Here is a 22278-nt window from a genome sequence, read left to right as displayed (position 1 = left end):
ATTAGCAGCCGACGCTGATCCTAGCGCGGCATATTCATCAGCACACTCATATCGGTATAGTGGGCTGGCAAAGGCCGCGCGGTGAAATCTCCGTGCTCGAACCTGATCCAGTGGCCGCCAGCATTCATCTCGGTCAATCTGCGCTGCTTGTCATAAGTCAATTGCAGTGTTGCCTGCGCATCGCTCATGAGAAACATCGCGCACTCGCCTGATTCAAAGATACAGTTCCGCTTGCCGCGCTCAATGCGGTTCGCACTGTTCGGCATGGAAGAAAGCATCTTCTGACCTTCTGGCGTCGTCGCCTTTACAACCTTGTCCCATTCAAAGGCTTCCATGGCCATATCCGGCAGATCGAAGGTGCGAATACCGCCAATGGCCTCCATGGAAGACATTCCTCCCAATCCGGGAATGGCGCCCCCTGACATGCCAACCGCAAGACCAGCAAACTGGTCGAGATCGAACCTTACCCAACCCATGCGAGGGTCCTGCACATACATGACGCCGTCCTGCATGAGGGCGGTACGGCCTTGAACCTTGTATTCGGTGAGGTCATTCACCGGGTCCCAATACGCGACAACGTCGCGCGTCTGGCTGAACGTCATGCGGATGCCGCAAGAACCGTTCTGCACATCGATCGCTCCAAGTTCGATGGTTTTCCGTCCGCCATCAACTGTCGGCAAGGTGAGGTTGATGTCCACACTTCCTGTGCCGCCGGTCGCATTGAAGACAAGATCACTTGAGATGGAACCGGAACTGGAAGACAGGCGCACATCGCCGCGCGCCAGCGCGCGCTTCAGCTCAGCATTCGACACTGACCCTTCAAGCTCAATCTGGGCCTGGCTACCGGCCTGCACGCAAGGAGGAATGTCAAAGCCAATCGGCGTCACCTGCATCTTGAGCTCGTATGACTGCGCTGTTGTAGATGTCGCATCCTCTGCAACATTGGTGACCTTGACGATTGCTGGGTCGGCTTCCTCTCCTGGCGCGCCAAATATCAGGGAGACATGACGCTCATTCGAGCCCTGAACTTCGCCGTCCACGATGACCGTCAGATCATTCGCCCGTTCTGCATTTTCGGTATAGATAATGCGGGCATAGACCCGGTCGCGGTCTTCCAGCTTCTCCCATTCTGCTGGCGCGAAGGCAGCGGCTGCCTCCTCATAGCGAGCAGCAATCGCCCCGACCTCACCAGCCTTGATGTTTGCATTGCCAAATCCCGGGCTGCGTATTTCGGTAACCAGGCTGGGAGAATTGATCGCGGCGGCCTCGGGTCCGAAATAGGATTTGCTATCGGTGTGATCGGCAATCAGCCTGTTGAAGGCCTGCTTCAGTCCGCTGCCCTTTCCCTTCAGATACGTGTCGATCCAGCCGGCACCATCGCCGGCCGGGCCATCACTGGTGAGCTCCGGCATATAGCTCACAGGCCCTTGGGGGCTTAGCCCTTCACCGAGATAGTAGAAGAAGTGGCCCCGGCCATATGGGGCATCGGTCTGGGTGAGCGGCTGGTCATAGCGCGGCGTATCAACGATTATGCTTTCGGGAGATGCGCCATATTCACGTCTGGCCCAGGCCAGGCCGACCGCCTCGGCCAATCCTTCCGAGACCCACTCATGGGTTTCCAGTGCCCCCCGACTATCCAGCCCCATGACCACGCCATGGTGCAGCTCGTGTGCGAGCGAGCCAGCCTGGAACGCCAGGGTCTCGCCGGCAAAAGCAGGACCATCCCCAAGCTGAACCTCATCCAGAACACCTGCGACCGGCAGTTCAATCTCACCGCTTTCTGTATACGCCGCGGACATGTTGCTCTGCATCTTGGCAACTTCCCGCGAAGAACTGTCATTCAGAAAATAAATCCGTCCGGAGTCCGGGTTTTTCTCTGAGTTCTTGATGACGGGCGCCGCGAATTCTTCGCCTTGCAGCCAGTCGCTTATCCGCTGCATTTCGGGTTCGACCCATGTCTTCAGCTTGGCGGCTTTCTCGATGCGCAGCTGAACTTTCGCTTTCTCTGCGTCGGAACAATAGGGGCAAGACGTGTGGAGCGACGTTTCATCCAGCTGCCACTCCTTTTGTGGCCAGGTGTCCGCGACCGCCGGAAGGCCGGCCAGGCTGCCCATCAGGGCGAATGCGGAAATTGTGCGCTTTGTTGAAATCATTTGCGTCTCCCCTTTGAAAACCGTAGCGCCCCGACCGCGAGCAGGCAGACCCGGTTTTTTCTTCACGGGCGAACCGGCCCCATGCTCATCAGCGCTGTACGCCAGGCGGCATTTATTGAATGCCAGCACGCCGAGTATGCCGCCCCTGCCGCGCGTGTCAAAAACGCTGACCGGGGTTTTCAGGGCGCTTTCACATTCGCACGGAACGCGCCCCTGATCGCATGTGTTGTCTTTCAAAGGATAACCCCAGAAGAAAGGGCCAAACCATGGCTGACGGCGCACGTCTCGACAACACCCTCACAACCATCAACCCCGCGACCGGCAAGGAGCTGGAGCGCTATCCGATGATGAGCGACAGCGAAGTCGAACAGGCTGTGAAAGCCTGCCACGAAGCCTTCCTCGACTGGCGGCACGTCTCTCTGCAAGACCGCGCGGAAAGGATCCGCGCCATCGGCAAGGCCCTAAAGGACAACAGGAAAGAGCTGTCAGAGCTCATGACCCGCGAAATGGGCAAACTCGTCAAGCAGGGCGAGCAGGAAGTCGACCTCTGCGCAGGCATCTGCGACTGGACGGCGGCCAACGGCCCGGAGGAACTGGCCACCGAGACCCGCGACCTCGAAAACGGCGCGAAGGGGCGCATCGCCTATGCTCCCATCGGCGTGATCTACGGAATCCAGCCCTGGAACTTCCCGACCTATCAGGTCATCCGCTATGCCATCGCCAATCTGATGGCGGGCAATGGCGTCCTCCTCAAGCATGCCGAAAGTGTCACCGGCTCCGGCCTGTTGATCGAGAAGATCTTCCGCGAGGCCGGCCTGCCTGAAAACCTCTTCACCGTGCTGCGCATCAGCCATGACCAGTCCGATACCGTGATCGATCATACGCTCGTGCGCGGCGTCACCCTGACCGGCAGCGCGGCCGCCGGTGCCGTAATCGCCGAAAAAGCCGGCAAGGCGCTCAAGAAGACCGTGCTCGAGCTTGGATCGAATGACGCCTATATCGTGCTCGAAGACGCCGACCTTCAGAAGGCGGTCAAGCAATGCGTCATGGGCCGGGTCTACAATAATGGCGAGACCTGCGTCGCCGCCAAGCGCTTCGTCGTCGTCGATGCCATCTATGACAGGTTCCGCGACGCCTTCGTTGAGGCCATGAAGGACGTGAAACATGGCGATCCGATGGGAAGCGAGGCCGATATTGGTCCGATGGCCCGCGAAGACCTTCGAAATGACCTGCACGAACAGGTCGAAAAGAGCGTCGCCGGGGGCGCAAAAATCCTCTGCGGCGGCGAAATCCCTGAGCAGGATGGCTGGTGGTATCCGGCCACCGTCCTCGACAATGTGACGCCCGGCCAGCCGGCTTATGATGATGAGCTGTTCGGCCCGGTCGCCTCGCTCATCCGCGCCAGGGATGCCGACGATGCCATCCGCATCGCCAATGACAGCCGCTTCGGCCTCGGCGGCGGCATCTTTACCACCGATACCGACAAGGCGATCAAACTTGCCGAAAAGCATTTCGACACCGGCATGGTGTTCATCAATGGTTTCGGCCTTGCCCAGCCGGACATGCCGTTTGGCGGGGTGAAGAATTCAGGCTATGGCCGCGAACATGGCGGCTTCGGCATGAAGGAATTCGTGAACGTGAAGGCGATCAATCTGATGGGCTGATGCTCCCATGATCATCCTGCAAAAGAAAAGACCCCCATCCCGGCCATAGCGTCCGGAATGGGGGCCTGGCAGGCCGCTCGGGCGTCAGGATTAGCGAGACCCGCCAGCAAACAGGACAAGACCTTCAGCCATCATAGGGTCGTGTGGCTGATATTCAGTCTCGCCTGTTTCTTCGTTGAGCGTTTTCTTCCAGTGTTCGAGGTGAAGGTGCGGCCCCGTCGCACGGCCCGTCATGCCGACCGAACCGATTCTGGTGCCGACAGTAACCTCATCACCCACCATCACATCGCGACTGGCAAGCTGCGCGAACCGCATCTTGCTGCCATCGCCAAAGGCGATCTCGATCGTCTCGCCATAGGCCGGCTTGAAGCCTGAGAAGACGACCGTACCACAGGACGGCGTGTAGACCGGTGTGCCTTCGGGCACCGCAATATCAGTTCCCTTGTGCCAGGCGCTATCCTTGCTGAAAGGGTCCTTGCGCTTGCCGAACTTGCTCGAGATGCGTGCTGTGTTCGACTTGACCACCGCATGTTCGAAGCTGACCGGCTTGGCCGCCGCCTCCTCACTGGTCGGCATTGCATCCTTGCCAGCTTCAGCCAGCGCAAAGGGGGCGAGAGCGAGAGCAACGAGGCTGGCACTCATGGCCATGATCGGACGCGTCTGCATGGGTCTCGTCTCCAACAGGCGTGAAAGGCGTTTCGGCAGGCTACGTCTCTTGGGCAGGATGAAGGCCGCCACTGGCAGCATGCGTGTGGGCGCACTGATCCGTGCGGCATGGGCCAGCGTGCGGGCATAGCCGAACCGGTCACCGCTGATCTCAGACGCGATCTCGTCGCACACCGCCTCGCGCCAGAAATCGAGCTCGCGGCGCATCATCCAGGCGAAAGGCGAGAACCAGAAGAGGTCAGCCACCAGCCGCTCCAGCGGCCGCGTGACAAGGTCACCGCGCTTCAGGTGAACGCATTCATGGATCACGATCTGGCGCAGGTCCGACGGATTGTTCAGCGCTTCAGGCACATAGACAGAGCGGGCAGCGACGCCGGCAATGAAGGGCGACCCGCCATCGATCAGGCGAATGGCAGGGCCCCGCTCGAGCCCCAGACTGCTCAGGGGAAGGGCAATCGGTTGCTCATGATGGGGCACCGAGCGGGATTTGAGATGCTGGAGGCGCATCTGGCCAAGCGCGGACGCTCCGCACCGGAACATCCATCCAGCGATAAGGACACCGAGCAGCGTCGGCGCGGTCCAGCCCCATTCGGGCCCGGAAACGGCGCTCTGCAGATTGACGGATGCAGAGGCGACAACGCCTGCGGCTGGCTCGACATAGGGCAGGTCAGGAATAGCCGATGGCAGGTCCTTCGGCAGCAGTTTCAGCAAGGGAATGATCGCCAGCGGCAGGACAGACAGTACAGCCGCACCACGCCAGACCATCTGCGCAAACCGTGCGCTGACGCGGCCATTCGTGATCAGGCTGGCAAAACCGGCGAGGAAGCCGGTCCACAGCAGCACGAATACGACAAACCAGGCAACGCTCATGTCTATCTCCCCTTCTTCGCACGCTCAGCGTCTTCAGCCGCATTGATGATGGCATCGAGCTCATCAAGCTCGGCCTCCGACAGGTGCGGACTGTCAGCAAACAGCGCCGCCGGAAGCGGGCCTTTCAGGTCGAGGACCTGGCGCGTCAGCTGCCGGACCAGCCCGCCCAGCGTCTCAACGCGGTCCAGCACGGCGACATAAAAGGCCGCTGAATCTGCGGACTCCCCGTCCCGCTTGACCCAGCCCTTGCTTTCCATGCGATTGATGACGGTGCGCGTTGTCGAGAGTTGCCAGTTCTGCTCCGGTCCGATGGCTTCATGGATTTCCCGCGCGGTGCGCCGACCGGCTGACCACAGATATTTGAGAATGACGAGTTCTGACCCGTTTGGTTTGGACATGCTTTTTCTGACCCTTCAAAGCGTTACATGTGTAGTATGTGACAGCTGTAGCGAACTTTTGTCAACCTAAATTCGAGTTCATCCTGCCCCGCGGGAAGACGCCAGTGGACAAGGGCCCATTCGCCGGGCAGCACGGGCTGATCCGGCACGGTTGCGCGCGCGGCATGTTTCCTGTATTGCCCACCGCTTCGAAAGGACGGCGCAAGGCCGCTCCTGTCAGGCTGTCACCGGCGAGAAAGCTCGCAGGCGGACTTCAGGGCGAAAGGAAAAGACAATGTCTCAACAAATCAGTTTCAATGTGGAAGTGCGCGCGCGCACAGGAAAAGGCGGCGCACGTGAAGCCCGCCGCGAAGGCAAGGTGCCAGGCGTCCTTTATGGCGGCGGCCAGGACCCGGTCGCAATCAGCCTGAAGCTCAACGAAGTGATCAAGGCGATCAATACCGGCCACTTCCTCACCTCGACCGCGCACCTCGTCCATGAAGGCAAGAAGCAGCTGGTCATCCCGCAGGCCATCCAGATGCATCCTGTCAGCGACATGCCGATGCACGTTGACCTCTACCGCGTCAATGAGAGCCAGGTCATCTCCGTCGAAGTGGCTGTCCACTTCCACAATGAAGACAAGTCGCCTGGCCTGAAGCGCGGCGGTGCACTCAACGTTGTGCGTCACGCTGTCGAACTCAATGTTCGCGCAGACAGCATTCCAGAACAGCTCGACGCAGACCTCACCGGTCTCGACATCGGTGACAACGTCAAGATTTCCGACATCAAGCTGCCGGATGGCGCAGAGCCGACCATTACCGACCGTGACTTCACCATCGCAACCATCACCGGTCGCATGGCAGAAGCCGCACCTGAAACGGACGAAGACGCACCAGAGGCTGGCGAAGTCGAAGCCATCAACCAGTCCGATGACGGTGGCGAAGAATCCGAGGACTAATATCCTGGCTGACGGGCTGGCTTTCGGGCCAGCCCCAATCGCCCGATTCTGATCGGCTGCGAAACACGGAGCCTGTCATGCACATTCTTGCAGGCCAGGGTAATCCCGGTCCGAAATATGCCGGCAACCGGCACAATCTCGGCTTCATGGTGCTCGACCGGATCGCGGCTGACTACAGTTTCGGCCCATGGAAGAAACGCTTTCAGGGCGAAGCGGCTGAAGGCACCGTCCGCACGAGCAACGGCCCCCAGAAAGTCCTGCTGCTAAAGCCCCAGACCTTCTACAATGAGAGCGGACGCTCGGCTGGCGAGGCCGCACGCTTCTACAAGCTCACGGCAAATGACGTAACCGTCTTCCATGACGAGATCGACCTCGCACCCGGCCGTGTGCGCGTAAAGCGTGGCGGCGGACATTCCGGCAATAATGGTATCCGCTCCATGATCGCGCATCTCGGCGCGGATGTGCGCCGTATCCGTCTCGGCGTCGGCCACCCCGGCGACAAGTCGATGGTCATGCCCTATGTGCTGTCCGATTTTGCGAAAGCCGAGAAAGACTGGGTCGAAGCCCTTCTGGACGCGGCCTCGCGCGCCCTGCCGCTCCTGCTCCAGGAAGGCGACGAGCGCTACCAGACCGAAGTCCTCCGCCTCGCCCCTGCCCCGAAATCCGACCCGAAACAGGCGCGCGGCGAGTAAGAACTGCCCGCTCAGCCCGCCGGCACCTCCCCCGCGGGAGAGGAAATCACGACGCTTGCGCCAGGTTCCATCTTCCCCCGTTCACGGGGGAAGTGGCCGCGAAGCGGTCGACGGGAGCCTGACCTTTTTTCATTGGTTCAAAACGCCTTTACAAGGCGCGTCACGCTCGATGAGCGGCACGCTCATCTGAGCGCCCATCTCCTGCCATCGCGATAGGCTCGCGCTGAACGGACGGGTGATGGACCCTCAGACCGCTTTCGCGGTCGAGGGAGACGCCGCGGGTAAGGCTACTCCCCATCCTCCGACGTATCATCCACAATCGGCCCAGGGCGAAGCGTGCGCGTATTGAGCAGTGAGCGCGGGATCTGTCCTGCCGGGCAGGTCTCGGAGAAGACCGGCGCGAGCTGGGCATTGCCGATTGCTGGCATGCCCGGCGTCGCGACCTGTTCGGAGCGGAACACCCAGGCGAGCAGCATCATCAGCGCCACACCGCCAAGGATAGGGCCAAGAATGTGCCAGCCAATGGCCGGCTCCTCATCGACAATGCCGCTTATCTTCGGTGCCCGATACGGCATGGCTGATGGCGCAGGCGCCCTTGGGGCGGGCGTCCTTGGCGGCGGTGCAGCGGGTGCCTTCGGTGCCACAGGCTTTGTCGCAGCTGCAGCTTTCGCCGCAACAGGCGCAGCCGGGGCCGGAGCAGCCGCCTTCTTCGGTGCCGCTTTCGCCTTTGCCTTTGGCTTTGGCTTTGGCTTTGGCTTTCCGGCAAGCGAGATCGGGTCCTTCGGATGCGCCTTCTTCCACGCATCCTTGCCCGCCTTGTCGCGCGGCTCAAGCAGCAGGAAGTCCTTGAGATCCTTGCGCTTCGTCGCTGTCTCCAGCGCCGACAGAATGTCAAAAAAACCATTCGGCGTGCGCTTCGGGCCAATACCCGTGAGGCTCGCGCGCTCATCCTTGTCGAACGGCTCGTCCGGCACCGTCGCATCGAGGCCCGCCTGCATCAGCGCCTTTGGCCGCGAGCGCGCCAGATGCGCCATGGCGTGCACCCAGTCGCTGTCCGGCCTGGTCGTGTCGCAGGCCGCCTTCGACCAGAGCACCAGCACCTTGCCGGCCTTGTTCGCATCATTGAGGTCACGCGCTGTCGGCGTCGTATGCTCACGCGCCTTGTCGAGGCGCACCTTGAATTTCAGGGATCGCAGCCGCTTTGCGACATGCTCGGCCTTCGTCATGTCCGGTTTCGCCGCGACAATCATGATGTCGTAGGCCATAAACCACCTCCACACTCTATTTTGCGGGTTTCATGCAAGCTCCGCGCCGCAAATGTCCAGTAAATACCAGTTCAGGCGGACAAAACACCCTGTCTTCCAGCGCGAAATGCGCTATGCCGCGCGCCAGTAAGCGCGAAGAAGGAGCGATCCATGGGGTTCAAGTGCGGTATTGTCGGTCTGCCAAATGTGGGCAAGTCCACCCTGTTCAACGCCCTGACCCAGACCGCCGCTGCTCAGGCCGCGAACTATCCGTTCTGCACGATTGAGCCGAATGTCGGCGAAGTCGCCGTGCCTGAACCACGCCTAGAGAAGCTGGCCGAGATCGCAGGTTCGAAGGAGATCATCCCGGCCCGCATGAATTTCGTCGACATTGCCGGCCTCGTCGAAGGTGCCTCCAAAGGCGAAGGCCTCGGCAACCAGTTCCTCGCAAACATCCGCGAAACCGACGCCATCATCTATGTCCTGCGCTGTTTCGAGGATGACGACATCACCCACGTCGCCGGCCGCGTCGACCCGATTGCCGACCTCGACATCGTCGAGACAGAGCTGATGATCGCCGACATGGAAAGCCTCGAAAAGCGCCGCGCCGGCGTCGAGAAGAAAGCCAAATCCGGCGAGAAGGAAGCAAAAGAGACGCTCGCCCTGCTCGACCTTGCCCTCGCCGAACTCAATGAAGGCCGCCCGGCCCGCTACGCCGACGTGCCGAAGGAAGACCGCAAGGCCTGGCGCATGCTGCAGCTGCTGACCTCCAAGCCCGTCCTGCTTGTCGCCAATGTCGATGAGGACAGCGCGGCCACCGGCAATAAATATTCCGAGATGGTGATGGAACGCGCCGCAAAGGAAGGCGCAGAAGCTGTTGTTATCTCCGCCCAGATCGAGGCCGAAATGGCCGTGCTCGACCCGGCAGAGCGCGCCGAATTCCTGGAGATGCAGGGCCTCGAAGAGCCGGGCCTCAACCGCCTCATCCATTCCGGCTACAAGCTGCTCGGCCTGCAGACCTATTTCACGGTTGGCCCCAAAGAGGCCCGCGCCTGGACGATCCGTCAGGGCTGGACCGCCCCGCAGGCCGCCGGCGTCATCCACGGCGACTTCGAAAAAGGCTTCATCCGCGCTGAAACCATCGCCTATGAGGATTTCATCGCCCACAAGGGCGAAGCCGGCGCGAAAGAAGCCGGCAAGATGCGCCAGGAAGGCAAGGACTACATCGTCAAGGAAGGCGACGTCCTGCATTTCCGCTTCAACGTGTAACGCCGCTTCAGTGTGTGCGTCACCCTCGACCGCGAAGCGGTCTGAGGGCCTATCTCCAAATACCGAGGAAGGCGCACACGGAGATGGCGGGAGCTGGGCTCTCAGATGAGCCTGCTGGCTCATCGAGAGTGACGCCATCATCGTCTGTCTTGGAACAGGGGCGAGATTGGATAGGATCAGCCACATGCCCAAACTCCTCATCGTCTACTTCTCCCGCACCGGCGGGTCTGAACAGATGGCCAAGGCCGCCGCAGACGCCGCCCGCGCTGAAGAGGCCTGCGAAACCATCCTCAAACGCGCCACCGACGCTGGCCCGGACGATCTCCTCACTGCCGATGGCTACATCTTCTGCGCGCCGGAAAACCTCGCCGCGATTGCTGGCGGCATGAAGGAATTCTTTGACCGCTCCTACTATCCTGTCCTCGGCAAGATCGAGGGCCGACCCTATGCGCAGATGATCTGCGCAGGCTCCGACGGCGAAAACGCCCTCAAACAGACCGCCCGCGTCGCAACCGGCTGGCGGCTGAAAATGGTGCAGGAGCCTTTCATAATCTGCACCCATGCCCAGACGAAGGAAGACATCCTCGCCAACAAGACGATCGGCGAAGCCGATCTCGAAAAATGCCGCGAGCTCGGCGCAGCCATGGCCGCCGGGCTGGCCATGGGGGTTTTCTGAACACCTAAAAAGCCCTCATCCTGAGCGAAGTCGAAGGACGAGGGCGCGCTGTGTGCTTCCCGCCTCGTGGTTCGACTTCGCTCACCATGAGGCTCATGAAACCATCAGCCCATCACCTCGGCACCTCCGCCGTCTGATACACTGACAGCGTATGCCCGTCCGGATCGGCGAAATCTGCCGTCCAGCCGCCATCGGGCGCGTGCGAGACCGGGGTGACAATCGTCACCCCCTTGTTCACCAGCCCCTCGACGAGCCCGTCTATCCCGCCCTCTTCCAGGTTGAACACGACCACCGGGCTGTCGCCCCTTTTACCGTCCATCTGGAAGAAGATGAGGCTCATGCCGTTGCCGACATCGGCCATCAGCCAGTCGGCGCCGTCAAACTCCCCCGCATCGCCTTCCATGCGCTGCAAGTCGAGGCCGAGTGTCTCCCTGTAGAAGGCTTCGGTGCGGTCAATGTCGGCGACGTAGAAGACAATGGCGCCAATTGCGGTTTTCGTGAGCATGATCTGGTCTCCTCTATAAGTGCTCACCTGCCTGTTGCCGCGAGCCGCTGTGTTGTGAGCGAGCCAGCACAAAAAAATGTCCGTCCGGATCATGGCTGGCGAGAAACCCGCCGCGTTTCTTCAGCCGTTCAACCATCTGGCGGCGCATTGCCCCAAAGGGCAGCGCCCCCTGCAGGGCCATGTCCGGCACCGGCCCGGCCTCGATGGCGCGCTTCAACTGCGACACGCGCTGGCGCAGGGCTGCATCCGACAGGCCAAGCAGCCAGCCAATCTCGCTGCGCGTCGCACCATTCAGCGCCAGCAGCGCCGTCAGCCGGAGCGATGGCGGCAGGCGTGCAAGGTCCGGCCTGTCCGCGCCCTCGCGATGCACGGCGGCAGCAACCTCCGCCCAGGCCTCTTCGCGCGCCCGCTGCCGCACCACGCCCCGCGCCAGCATCCGCGCCTTGTTGCGCACCGTACCGATCAGCCAGGCCCGCCCCTGTCCTGAGGAAAAGTCCGTCCGCCCCGCCTCGATCGCCGCAAGCAGCGCCTGCTGCACCACATCATCAGCCTCGTCGGCGCTGCGCACATGGCGACGCGCGATAGCTTGCAGCGATGCCCGTAGCTCTGCACTCATTGCCTCACCCCTTTGTTCCTTGTATGTTCGCGCCAATCACGCCGCCGAGTCAAGGCCCGAATCGGTTTAGGAGTTGCCTCATGGATCCCATCGTCACCATCGGCCAGACAGGCCTCGACCTCATCCACGTCATCCTGTTCGTGGCCTCTGCCGCTCTTGCTGGTGTGCTCATCTGGATGCGCGGCGAAGTGCGCAACAGGTCTGGCGAACTCGAGCGCGACCTTGCCCATGCCGAGAGCCAGCGCGACGAGCTGAGGGAAGAGCGCGAGCGCCTGACCCAGGAACTGAAGACGCAGATGCTCGTCTCACAGGAGGCGCGCGAAGCCCTGGCCGCCGCAAAGGCCCGCGCCGAAGAGGACGAGAAGCGCTTTGCCGATCTTGCGCAGGGCGTGCTGCGACAGGCCCAGAAAGACTTCATCGACCGCGCTGACGAGACCTTCAAGAAGCACCGCGAAGGCGCGCAGGGCGAACTGAAAGAGCTTATGAAACCGATCGGCGAGAATTTCGACGAGTTCAAGAAACGCGTCGCCGACATTGAAAAAGTCCGCGCCGAGGACAAGTCCGCGATCCAGGAACAGGTAAAGGCGATTGGCGAGAGCCTCGTGCGCAACACGGCCGAGACCGGCAAGCTCGTCAACGCCCTCACCGCGCCGAAAGGCGGCGGCCGCTGGGGCGAGATGACGCTCCGCAATGTCATGGAGCAGGCCGGACTTTCAGGCCATTGCGACTTCAATGAGCAGGTCTTCGACCAGACCGAGGATGGCCGCCAGCGCCCGGACGCCGTCATCCATCTGCCCGGCGGGCGCCAGATCGTGATCGACTCCAAGGTCTCGCTCGACGCCTATATGAACGCCGCCAATTCAGGTGATCCGCAGCAGCGCGCCGTGCATCTGAAAGCCCACGCGACCAGCGTCCAACGCCATGTCGATACGCTGGCGTCAAAATCCTACCAGTCGAACTTGGATGAGCGCGTCGATTTCGTCGCCATGTTCATTCCGGGCGAGAACTTCTTCGCGGCTGCCCTCGAACACGCGCCCAACCTCTTGGAGCGCGCCTATTCGCGGAATGTGATCGTCACCACGCCGTCCACCCTGATCGGCCTTGCCAAGACGGTCTCCTATGTCTGGCGTCAGGAAAAAATGGCCGAGAATGCTCGCGAGGCCGCCAAGCTCGGCGAAGAACTCTATCGCCGCATGGCCACCATGTCCGAACATATGGAACGTCTCGGCAAGGCACTGAACAGCGCCGTCGGCCATTACAACTCGGTCAACAGCTCCTTCGACAAGCGCGTCCTGCCCACCATGCGCCGCTTTGAGGAACTCTCCATCGCCCCGCCGGACAAACAGATCGGCGAAACCAAACGCATCGAGGCGACCGCCGAAGAAACAGACCGCACACCCGAACTCGATTTCGATGGCAAGGGCAGCAAGGAAGACGCGGCCTGAACTCTCTATCTGCGCCTCCCCGTGGCTTGTCCACGGGGCCCATCTCCTGACGGGCCCACAAAAGCAAACACCGAAGACGGGCACCACGGACAAGCCGTGGTGATGCCTCTCTCGTAAGTCACCCCCCATTATTGATTTCCAAACCCCTTCGCCTTATCTCAGCGCCATGGCCATTCGCGAAATTCTCACCGTCCCGGACCCGCGTCTGAAGGAAGTCTCAAAGCCCGTCGAAGGCGGCGTCACGGATGACATCCGCGCGCTGATGGATGACATGCTCGAGACCATGTACGACGCGCCCGGCATCGGCCTTGCCGCGATCCAGATCGGTGTGCCGCTGCGCGTCATCGTGATGGACCTTGCCGGCCAGGATGAAGAGCCGCAGCCGCGCTATTTCGTGAACCCGGAAATCCTGCCGCTGACCGAAGACAAGGCGCCGTATGAAGAAGGCTGCCTCTCCGTCCCCGACGTCTATGAGGAAGTCGAGCGCCCGACCGAGTGTCGCATCCGCTATCTCGACTATGATGGCAACCAGCAGGAAGAAGTCGCCGAAGGCCTCTTCGCCGTCTGCATCCAGCACGAGATGGACCACCTCGAAGGCACCCTCTTCATCGATTATCTCTCGCGCCTGAAGCGTCAACGCGCGGTCGAGAAGGTGAGGAAAGCCACCCGAATGAAAGCCAAGGTCGGGGCCTGATCATGCTGCGCAGGCTGTCAGGCTCAAGCGCTGCAACCAAATTAGTGTTGTTCCTCGGTGTTTTGGCATTTGCGCTGCACGGTTTGAATTACGGTCCTGGGATTCTATCGCTCGAACAGCCAGAGCCAGTCTGCAAAGCCCATTCGATATTCACGATCATTTGCAATCCTTGGCTTTGACCCGCTTCCATCTTGCCTAATCCCCCCGCTTCGCTAGACCCCGCCACATGAGACACCCGCTCCGCATTGCCTTCATGGGAAGCCCGGATATTGCCGTTGATGTGCTCGCCGCGCTGGTCGAGGCCGGCCATGAGATCGCCTGCGTCTATTCCCAGCCGCCCCGCCCCGCCGGACGCGGCAAGAAGCTGACACCGACGCCCGTCCACCGCTATGCCGAGGACCACGGCTTTGAGGTCCGCACGCCGAAATCGCTAAAGCCCGCCGAGGAAAAAGCCCGCTTCGCAGCCCTCAATCTCGATGCAGCCGTCGTCGTCGCCTATGGCCTCATCCTACCGCAGGAGGTGCTGGACGCGCCGCGCCTTGGCTGCATGAACATGCACGCCTCGCTGCTGCCTCGCTGGAGAGGCGCGGCGCCGATCCAGCGTGCCATCATGGCAGGTGACGAGATGACCGGCGTGCAGGCGATGATGATGGAAGCCGGGCTCGACACCGGCCCCGTCCTCGCCAGTTCCGAAGCGCGTATCTTCCCCTTCGAGACCGCCGGCAGCCTGCATGACCGCCTCGCAGAACTCGCCGCAGAGCTTGCGCCCCGCGCCCTCGAAGGCCTCGCCGATGGCAGCCTCAAACCTGTGCCCCAGACCGAAGACGGCGCGACCTATGCCTCCAAGATCACGGCCGATGACCGCCAGATCGACTGGAGCAAACCCGCCGCCAAAGTCGATTGCCAGATCCGCGGTCTCTCCCCCTTCCCCGGCGCCTGGTTCAACTGGACCTCGAAGCCCGACGACGAACCCGTCCGCGTAAAGGCGCTGATGAGCCGGCTCTCAGAGCAGACGCATGACGCCGCGGCCCCCGGCACGTTGCTCGACGACAATCTCCTCATCGCCTGCGGCGATGGCCATGCCGTGCGCCTCCTCAACCTGCAAAAGCCGGGCTCCCGCGCCATGGACGCCGAAGACTTCCTGCGTGGCAACAAGATTGAGGCAGGGAGCCGCTTCGAATGAAGGATATCTGGATCCGCCCGGCCCGCGCCGAAGATGCCGACGCGATCAACGCCCTCAATGATGCTGCCTTCGGCACGCCGGATGAAGCGAAGATCGTGACGCAACTCCTCGCAGACGGCGACAGCCTCGCCTCGCTGATCGCGCATGATGATCGCGACATCCTCGGCCACATCCAGTTCTTCCGTATACTGATTGACGACGAGGACATCGCCGCCGGTCTCGGCCCGATGAGCGTCAGCCCAGACCGCCAGAAATCCGGCATAGGCCGTGGACTGATCAAGCTCGGCATGACGATGATGGAAGGCCAGGGCCGGCAGCTTGTCTTCGTGCTCGGCCACACGGACTATTATCCGAAATTCGGTTTCAGCCCGGAGGTCGCGGCCCGCTATGACGCGCCATGGTCCGGCCCCGCCTTCATGGGGATCGAGCTCAGCAACACCGCGCCCCGCACGGGCACGCTCACCTATCCCAGAGCCTTCGGGGCTGCTGCATGACACAGCGCATCCGTCTCCTCGTCGAATATGATGGCCGTCCCTTTTATGGCTGGCAGCGTCAGGAGGGGCAGCCCTCCGTACAAGGCGCGCTTGAAAGCGCCGCTGAAGCCCTCGACGGCAAGCCCGTCTTCGTGCAGGGGGCCGGGCGTACCGATGCCGGCGTGCACGCGACCGGACAGGTCGCCCATCTCGACCTCACCAAGCCGCGCCCGATCCGCAAGGTGGCGGACGCGCTCAACTACCATCTTCGCCCCGACCCCATTGCTGTCCTCACCGCCGAAGACGTGACCGAGGATTTTCACGCCCGCTTCAGCGCCACAGGCCGCGCCTATCGCTACATCATCCAGGTCCGCCGTGCCCATCTCACCTTCGACAAGGGGCTGATCTGGCGCGTCCCCGTCCCGCTTGATGTACGCAAGATGCAGGAAGCGGCAGACCACCTGATCGGCGAGCATGATTTCTCGACCTTTCGCGATGCCCAGTGCCAGGCCAAGAGCCCGGTGAAGACGCTCGACACGCTGAATGTCAGCGCCTATGGCGACCGTATCGAAGTGACGACCACTGCCCGCAGCTTCCTGCATCGCCAGGTCCGCTCCATTGTCGGCAGCCTCGTCGAGGTCGGCCGCGGCATGCAGGAACCGGGCTGGGTGAAGGACATCCTTGAAGCCCGCGACCGCGCGGCCTGCGGCCCCGTCGCGCCGGCGGACGGGCTCTATCTCGAGCGCGTCATGTATGACGGGGACGCATGAGAGACCGGCGGCGCATCGTCATCTCCGGCTGCTCGTCTGGCGGCAAGTCCACCCTCCTGAATGAACTCGCCCGCCGGGGCTTCCGCACGGTGGAAGAGCCCGGCCGCAACATTGTTCGCGAAGCGCTTGCGACCGGCGGCGATGCCCTGCCCTGGGTCAATGCGGAGGCCTTCGTGCGCAAGGCCATCGAATACGCCCACGCCACACTGGCATGGGTACGCACCCATGACGGCCCGGTCTTCTTCGATCGCTCCGCAGTGGACGCCGCCGCCCATTTCGAACGCCTCTCCATAGCGATGCCCGAGGACCTCGAAAAACTCTGCCACACGACCATCTATTCCAGCCCGGTCTTCATGGCCCCGCCATGGTTCGAGCTCTACGAGCAGGATGATGAACGCCCGCTCTCCTTTGAGACCGCCGTGCTGGAATACAATTATCTCCGCCTCGCTTACCCCAAACGCGGTTACGCAATGATCGATCTGCCGAAATCGAGTGTGACTGCCCGTGCCGATTTCGTGCTGCGGTGTCTGGGGCTCTGACCCCTCCTCGGCCCCTCCCCAGTGGTGAGGGGGCGATCACTGCATTGAACTCACCAGAACGCCTTCGACCTTCGACGTCGCTCAGGATGAAGGCTTTTTTTCAAATGACTCATCAGGCTTCATGGTGAGCGAAGTCGAACCACGAAGCCGCTGGACGCTGAACGCGCATCTTGGCGCTCCTCTCTTCGGAAGGCCCCTTGTGGGGCTCATCAGACCCTGCCGCCCGGCAGGCGCGGCTTCAGCCAGTCGAGCACGGTGGCGAGCGCCTTGTCCGCCTCATGATCATTGAGCAGCTCATGATAGCCACCGGCGAACTCGACAAGCTGCTTGTCCGATGCCCCAATCGCCTCAATGAATGCCCGACTGCCCTCGATCGGGGTCAGCCGGTCGGCATCGCCATGGATCACCAGCACCGGCACATCCCAGTCCGAAAAGCTGCTGCGGGCACGCTCGAGCACCTTGATCGCCGTCGCGCCGAGCCGGGCCGCAGGCGCTTTCGTGATCACCATCGGATCGTTGCGATATTTTTCAACCACCGCCGCATCACGTGAAATGGCATCGGCATCGAGCGGCGGCGTCAGCCTGGCCGTGGGCGCAATCGAGGCAAGGACGCCCGCAACCGTCTTCAGGGCCGGATTAAGCTCGATCTTCAGCGCTGGCGCGCTCAAAACCGCCCCGCTCACCCCTTCCGGGCGATAGGCGACACTCGCCGCCGTAATCAGCCCGCCGAGCGAATGCCCCATCATGAAGAGCGGCTCTTCGCGCGTCTCCAGCACTTCACGCGCGGCAAGATGATGCGCCACGGCCCGTTTCATGTCCGTCGCCCCGCGCGGGCCCGGTGAGCGCCCATGCCCCTCGGCATCGAACGCATAGACATTGATGTCGAGCGCGTTGAGGTTCGGAATGAGGCGATTGTAGCTCATCACATAACGACCGGCATATTCGCCGTAGCCATGCTGCAGCAGCAGGCTCGCGCGCGGGCTGGCCACCTCCCAGGCATAGCCCTGCACCTTCTCGCCAAACGTCCAGCTCTTTGCCTGCTTCGCCATGTCCGCCTCCATCAGGGCCTCGCCCGCAGCGTGTATCGCACGGGCTGGTGATCGGTGATCTGGAAATCGAGGTCCAGCCCCGCCGCGCTCACCACTTCGACATTGGGTGAGACGAGCAGGCCATCGATGATGGTGCGATAATTCTCATCGCGCGCATAAGGCCGCTCGTTCGTCCGCACAGTTGGAACGCTCGGATCGACCGCGATCTGCCAGCCATCTGGCAGCTCATGTTTCGGAAAATCATGGATCCAGAACAAGGCGCTGTCGTCGGACGTTGAGGCAAAATCCGTTGGCGTCAGCCGCATGTTCCAGTCCCCACCCACGGCGACAGCGCGGCCACTTTCGTAATGGCGCTTGGCCAGATCAATCACCGCCAGCAATTGCAGCAATCGCGTATTGGCACCTTCATCAAAGGCCGACAGATGGACATTGATCAGGGTCCAGGGCACCCCGCCTTGCTCAAACTCCATGACCTGCACGTGGTAGCGCCGCTGGATGAAACCCATGATCGGCTCAGGCTCTTCCGGCAAGCGGACAATCTCGACCGTGAGCGGAGCGCCGCGCCAGAACATGCCGATGCCGTGGCGCAAGGACAGTGGTGACGGAAGAAGCCGTGTCTTGATGTCGGCGGTGAAGAAAGAGCCGTAGCCTGGCAGCACCTCACGCACGCCAGCAACAACATCCACGCCGCGATTGAGAAAACCGCCACGGGCCAGTTCCTGGAACAGGAATACGTCGGCGTCCTGCGCCCGCAGCACATCCTGAATACCGGCAAGGTTCTTTTCAACCACAGCCCTGCTTGGCGGCTGCAGCATCTCGCCCCCATCAGCCTTGAAGTCAGACTCAGCACCAAGCCCGGCATAGCCGAGGTTCCAGATCATTACGCTTAGCGTTTCTTCGCTGCCTGCCTCCTGCGGCGAGGCTGGGACCGCGTCCATCGGGATGGAGCCGTCGCGCAATGTGACGTAGCGCACTGCCAGTGCGTAAATGACCAGCAGCGCGACGAGTATCAGCGCAATCCACAAGACCTTCACACCGTTCCCTCTTGTCTGGGCGAAGGCATCTTCGTGCTCGCCTCCGGCTTGTTGAACCGCTCCGCACTCCACTGGAAGATGCCGAGCAAGGCTGCAACGCCGCCCCACTGATCGCTCATCCGCGACAGAAAGCCAAGCAGCGCCTGATCGTCGACCAGCCTCAGCCAGATATCGGTATATCGTGAATTATAATCGGGTGAGGCCGCAAAGAAGTCCGGCCTCATCGGTGCCATGGCATTGAGCACATCGCCGATGAAATTGCTGTACTGGCCGGTATAGACCCAGATCCCCGTGACAACGACCAGCGCAAGCGCGGTAAACGTTGTCAGATAGGTCGCAAACATCGCCTCCTTGGCGAAGGCGCGGCGCAGCGGCGTATAACGTACAACAAGGTTGAACGCGAACAGGCCTGCCGCGAACACAAAGACCGGCGACATCGATCCTTCCAGCCGCTTCAGCACGGCCTGCGTGTCGAGGAAGACCATGTTCAGCCCGCTCGTCTTCGCCGCAATGGCTTGCCCGCTGAGCCCTTCTGCCTGGGCGAGCACAAGCGCGGCCTCGGTCGAAAACTTGTTCGCATCGATGACCGCCTCTGCGATCATCAGCGCCGCGAGCAGGCAGATCCCGGCAAACAGGATGGTGCTGAACACGCCGTACACCATATAGGTCGCCGTCAGCCGCTTCTTCTCGCCCGGAAGCCCGGTCATGCCCTTATAGACACCGTAGAGATAGACGCCGACCAGCACGATGACGAAAAAGCCGCCGCAGAACAGCGGATACGACGTCAGGATCGATACCGGTGAAACCTCTTCACAGACCTGGTCGATCGCGGCGACAAACAGCGCGCCGGCGGTGATGATGAACACTTCGCCGACCGCGCCGCTGAGCTCCAGCGGCTTCTCGCTGTCCCCGAAGAACATGGAATGCTCGCGCTTCCAGATCGGCCCGGCCACAATATAGGCCAGCACGACCGAGATGACGGCAGCAAGCCAGCACCAGAATATCAGCACGTCCCCCTCCCCGGTCTCCTGCGCAAAAGCTGCTACAATTCCCGGGGCAAGGCAATCATTTCAGGCGTGCCTCACTCTAAGTCTCCGGAGGGGTGGCAACGTCGCGTGCAACGGCCTGATGCGACGCTAGAAAAAGCCCGACATGGTGAGCGAAGTCGAACCACTGGCGAGCGATTGTTTGAAACGATTGCGCCCATCGCCCCTGCCCGTCTATCCAGAGCCTGTCAAAGGAAGGAGGGCCCGCGGTGGGGCTCCTAGGAAATCGCTTCGCGCAGCAGGTGCAGCGCTTCCGCCGCAAACAGCCGCATATTCTGGCCGCGATCATCCAGTCCGGTCTCGAGCGTGCGGGACAGTTTCACATCGTCGCCGTCCAGCGCCACGCAGGTATGACCCGCCGCATCACCATAGGAATTGCCGCCCGGCCCGGCCGCCCCCGTCTCGCAGAGGCCCCAATCCGCCTTCAGCCGTTCCCGGATCGTCGCGGCGGCAAAGCGCGCATAGGGCTCGCTGGACGAGCGCATGTCACCGAGATCCGCCTTGCTGAGCCCCATCAGGCCGCGAAACGCTGCCGGTGCATAGATGACGCCGCCGCCCCGGAAATAGGCCGAAGCGCCCGGCTGGGCGAGCAGCGCTGCCGAGATCAGACCGCCGGAGGAAGATTCCCAGATGCCAATCGTCTGGCGCCGGGCTTTCAGGATCGCGCCGATCTCCTCGGCGATGGGAAGAAGTGTCTGCATGGTGAGACTTCAACCAGCAGAGCCGCCTCTTCACAAGCATGCAATGTCCCCGAAGGCTGGCAAGTGCGGCCAAATGAACTAGTCTCAAGGGAAAGTCATCGAGGGAGGAGAGACCAGGATGAGACCTGTCCGGCTTTTCGCAGCGGTCGCCGCCGCATTCATTCCATTCACCGCCGCAGCCGAGCCGGTCGACTATGAACTCGCGCCCGTCGCGACCGACGCCTTCCTCGAAGACGCAGCGACGCAGACCGTCTGGTCCGACGCAAATTACCAGGCCTTGATCAGTGCTATTGAGGGCCTTCGCGCACACGGCCTGACGCCAACAGACTACCACCTTGAAGAGCTTGTCCTCGCCGCCAATCCACAGGAGCGCGACTGGATCGCCACCGACGCCTGGATGTCAGCCGCCGCGCACATGCTGTACGGCAAGCTCAACCCCGTCAGCATCGAGCCGGACTGGACCGCCGCCCGCCGCGAGGCCGACCTCGCCGCCGTCCTCGCCTATGCCCTTGAAACCGGCACCATCGCGACCAGCCTCGAACAGCTTGCCCCCGTACAGCCAGCCTATGGCGCGCTGAAGGATGAACTGGCCGCCCTGCGCAAGGATGCCGGCAAGCCGATCAGCAAGGTCTCTGAAGGCCCGGCCCTCAAATCAGGCATGACAGGTCCTCGCGTCGTTGAGCTTCAGGCCCGCCTCGTCCAGCTTGGCCTGCTAGAAGAGGCACAGGCCACCGGCACGATGGACGCCGACACGGTGAACGCGGTCGAGACCTTCCAGACAGCGGAAAACCTCGACGCGGACGGCGTGGTTGGCGCAGCTTCCATTCGCGCGCTCAATCGCGGCCCGCAGGCCCGTATCCAGCAGGTCCGCGTCAATATGGAACGCTGGCGCTGGCTGCCGGGTGACCTCGGCCAGAAGCATCTGCGCGCCAATATTGCGGGCTTCGACGTCACCGCCTACGAAAATGGAGAGCCCCAGCGCACCCACCTCACCATTGTCGGCAAGCCCTATCGCCGGACGCCGGTCTTCTCTGACCAGATCGAATACATCGTGTTCAATCCCTGGTGGGAGACCCCGCCCAGCCTCGCCAGGGCCGACAAGCTGCCCATGTTCAAGAAGGATCCGGGCTCCGTCAGCCGCCTCGGCTTCCAGGTGCTTGACCGCTCCGGCCAGCCTGTGAACGCCTCGACGATTGACTGGAACGCCATCCCGGCCGGCACCATGCCTTATCGCATCCGCCAGGCACCGGGGCCGCAGAACGCGCTCGGCCAGGTCAAGATCATGTTCCCCAACCCGCACAATGTGTACCTGCACGACACGCCCACGCGCGGCCTCTTTGCACAGCGCCAACGCGCTTTTTCTTCCGGGTGCCTTCGCACGCAGGACCCGATTGGCCTGTCGGAATGGTTGCTCAAGGACACGCCGGGCTGGGACCGCGCAAAGATTGACACCGCTGTCGCCTCGGCAAAGGAAACGCGCGCCAATCTCGCCGCGAAAGTTCCCGTTCACATTCTATATTTCACCGCCGTCAAGGATGAGGCCGGTGGCATCCGCTATCTCGACGACATTTATGCACGCGACAGCCGCGTCCTGACGGGCCTCGGCATGACGCCTGATGAGAGCACGTCCTGACGCACCGTCAGCCATTGAAAC

Annotated in this window: 22 protein-coding genes; 12 read left to right on the top strand and 10 right to left on the bottom strand. The window is 62.0% G+C overall.

From position 1 onward, the window contains the following. Positions 1-20 precede the first annotated feature (20 nt). Positions 21-2153, bottom strand: a complete 2133-nt coding sequence (locus B8746_RS08285; RefSeq protein WP_143434560.1) for a hypothetical protein — start codon at positions 2151-2153, stop codon at positions 21-23. A gap of 266 nt (positions 2154-2419) precedes the next feature. Between B8746_RS08285 and B8746_RS08280 the strand changes: the two genes are divergently transcribed. Further along, a complete protein-coding gene (locus B8746_RS08280; RefSeq protein WP_084393229.1) occupies positions 2420-3817 on the top strand; it encodes an NAD-dependent succinate-semialdehyde dehydrogenase in 1398 nt (465 codons plus the stop codon). 90 nt (positions 3818-3907) lie between these two features. On the opposite strand, the gene B8746_RS08275 is transcribed toward B8746_RS08280, so the two are convergent. Both B8746_RS08275 and B8746_RS08270 read right to left on the bottom strand, forming a co-directional pair. Continuing rightward, positions 3908-5353, bottom strand: a complete 1446-nt coding sequence (locus tag B8746_RS08275) for a M23/M56 family metallopeptidase (RefSeq protein ID WP_084393228.1) — start codon at positions 5351-5353, stop codon at positions 3908-3910. A gap of 2 nt (positions 5354-5355) precedes the next feature. Then, the gene (locus B8746_RS08270) at positions 5356-5751 is read right to left on the bottom strand and encodes a BlaI/MecI/CopY family transcriptional regulator (RefSeq protein ID WP_084393227.1); all 396 of its coding nucleotides are present in this window, start codon (positions 5749-5751) and stop codon (positions 5356-5358) included. A gap of 274 nt (positions 5752-6025) precedes the next feature. On the opposite strand from B8746_RS08270, the gene B8746_RS08265 reads away from it, so the two are divergent. Together B8746_RS08265 and pth are read left to right on the top strand one after the other, a co-directional pair. Beyond that, positions 6026-6688: a 50S ribosomal protein L25/general stress protein Ctc gene (locus tag B8746_RS08265; RefSeq protein ID WP_084393226.1), complete on the top strand. Its 663-nt coding sequence runs from the start codon at positions 6026-6028 to the stop codon at positions 6686-6688. Positions 6689-6765: 77 nt separating this feature from the next. Then, positions 6766-7380, top strand: coding sequence for an aminoacyl-tRNA hydrolase (pth, locus tag B8746_RS08260; RefSeq protein WP_084393225.1), 615 nt, complete (start codon positions 6766-6768; stop codon positions 7378-7380). Positions 7381-7667: 287 nt separating this feature from the next. Here the strand turns inward: pth and B8746_RS17245 are convergent, their stop codons facing one another. Then, complete coding sequence (locus B8746_RS17245) at positions 7668-8645, bottom strand: hypothetical protein (protein WP_084393224.1); 978 nt, start codon at positions 8643-8645, stop codon at positions 7668-7670. Positions 8646-8795: 150 nt separating this feature from the next. Between B8746_RS17245 and ychF the strand changes: the two genes are divergently transcribed. After that, positions 8796-9893: a redox-regulated ATPase YchF gene (gene ychF / locus B8746_RS08250; RefSeq protein ID WP_084393223.1), complete on the top strand. Its 1098-nt coding sequence runs from the start codon at positions 8796-8798 to the stop codon at positions 9891-9893. A 184-nt stretch (positions 9894-10077) separates the two neighbouring features. After that, positions 10078-10569, top strand: a complete 492-nt coding sequence (locus B8746_RS08245) for a flavodoxin family protein (RefSeq protein WP_084393222.1) — start codon at positions 10078-10080, stop codon at positions 10567-10569. Positions 10570-10681: 112 nt separating this feature from the next. On the opposite strand, the gene B8746_RS08240 is transcribed toward B8746_RS08245, so the two are convergent. Both B8746_RS08240 and B8746_RS08235 read right to left on the bottom strand, forming a co-directional pair. Further along, a complete protein-coding gene (locus B8746_RS08240; protein WP_084393221.1) occupies positions 10682-11074 on the bottom strand; it encodes a VOC family protein in 393 nt (130 codons plus the stop codon). A gap of 13 nt (positions 11075-11087) precedes the next feature. Continuing rightward, positions 11088-11690, bottom strand: a complete 603-nt coding sequence (locus B8746_RS08235) for an RNA polymerase sigma factor (protein WP_084393220.1) — start codon at positions 11688-11690, stop codon at positions 11088-11090. 80 nt (positions 11691-11770) lie between these two features. On the opposite strand from B8746_RS08235, the gene B8746_RS08230 reads away from it, so the two are divergent. The 6 genes from B8746_RS08230 to B8746_RS08205 all read left to right on the top strand — a co-directional run bounded on the left by B8746_RS08230 (position 11771) and on the right by B8746_RS08205 (position 16794). Further along, a complete protein-coding gene (locus tag B8746_RS08230; RefSeq protein WP_084393219.1) occupies positions 11771-13135 on the top strand; it encodes a DNA recombination protein RmuC in 1365 nt (454 codons plus the stop codon). 166 nt (positions 13136-13301) lie between these two features. Beyond that, positions 13302-13829, top strand: coding sequence for a peptide deformylase (gene def, locus B8746_RS08225; RefSeq protein WP_084393218.1), 528 nt, complete (start codon positions 13302-13304; stop codon positions 13827-13829). A 226-nt stretch (positions 13830-14055) separates the two neighbouring features. Further along, complete coding sequence (gene fmt, locus B8746_RS08220; protein ID WP_084393217.1) at positions 14056-15012, top strand: methionyl-tRNA formyltransferase; 957 nt, start codon at positions 14056-14058, stop codon at positions 15010-15012. Next, positions 15009-15506 (top strand): GNAT family N-acetyltransferase, encoded by a 498-nt coding sequence (locus B8746_RS08215; RefSeq protein WP_084393216.1) that lies wholly within the window; start codon positions 15009-15011, stop codon positions 15504-15506. Before fmt ends, B8746_RS08215 begins: the two co-directional genes overlap by 4 nt. Continuing rightward, positions 15503-16255 carry a tRNA pseudouridine(38-40) synthase TruA gene (gene truA, locus B8746_RS08210; RefSeq protein WP_084393215.1) on the top strand — a complete coding sequence of 251 codons (753 nt, stop codon included), beginning with the start codon at positions 15503-15505 and terminating at the stop codon, positions 16253-16255. Before B8746_RS08215 ends, truA begins: the two co-directional genes overlap by 4 nt. Continuing rightward, positions 16252-16794 (top strand): AAA family ATPase, encoded by a 543-nt coding sequence (locus B8746_RS08205; protein ID WP_084393214.1) that lies wholly within the window; start codon positions 16252-16254, stop codon positions 16792-16794. Before truA ends, B8746_RS08205 begins: the two co-directional genes overlap by 4 nt. A gap of 209 nt (positions 16795-17003) precedes the next feature. On the opposite strand, the gene B8746_RS08200 is transcribed toward B8746_RS08205, so the two are convergent. The 4 genes from B8746_RS08200 to B8746_RS08185 form a co-directional block, all read right to left on the bottom strand. Next, the gene (locus tag B8746_RS08200; protein ID WP_158084569.1) at positions 17004-17843 is read right to left on the bottom strand and encodes an alpha/beta hydrolase; all 840 of its coding nucleotides are present in this window, start codon (positions 17841-17843) and stop codon (positions 17004-17006) included. Positions 17844-17854: 11 nt separating this feature from the next. Continuing rightward, a complete protein-coding gene (locus B8746_RS08195; protein WP_143434559.1) occupies positions 17855-18877 on the bottom strand; it encodes an endonuclease/exonuclease/phosphatase family protein in 1023 nt (340 codons plus the stop codon). Continuing rightward, positions 18874-19887: a hypothetical protein gene (locus B8746_RS08190; protein WP_084393211.1), complete on the bottom strand. Its 1014-nt coding sequence runs from the start codon at positions 19885-19887 to the stop codon at positions 18874-18876. Before B8746_RS08190 ends, B8746_RS08195 begins: the two co-directional genes overlap by 4 nt. Positions 19888-20141: 254 nt before the next feature. Next, the gene (locus tag B8746_RS08185) at positions 20142-20624 is read right to left on the bottom strand and encodes a CinA family protein (RefSeq protein ID WP_084393210.1); all 483 of its coding nucleotides are present in this window, start codon (positions 20622-20624) and stop codon (positions 20142-20144) included. Positions 20625-20742: 118 nt separating this feature from the next. Here B8746_RS08185 and B8746_RS08180 point away from each other — a divergent pair, with 118 nt between their 5' ends. Then, positions 20743-22257 (top strand): L,D-transpeptidase family protein, encoded by a 1515-nt coding sequence (locus B8746_RS08180; protein ID WP_084393209.1) that lies wholly within the window; start codon positions 20743-20745, stop codon positions 22255-22257. The last annotated feature ends 21 nt before the right edge of the window (positions 22258-22278 follow it).

Source organism: Henriciella pelagia (genome assembly GCF_002088945.1).
Lineage (GTDB): Bacteria > Pseudomonadota > Alphaproteobacteria > Caulobacterales > Hyphomonadaceae > Henriciella > Henriciella pelagia.
Note: the sequence above shows the minus strand (reverse complement) of the source record. Positions and strands in the feature narration are given on the sequence as shown.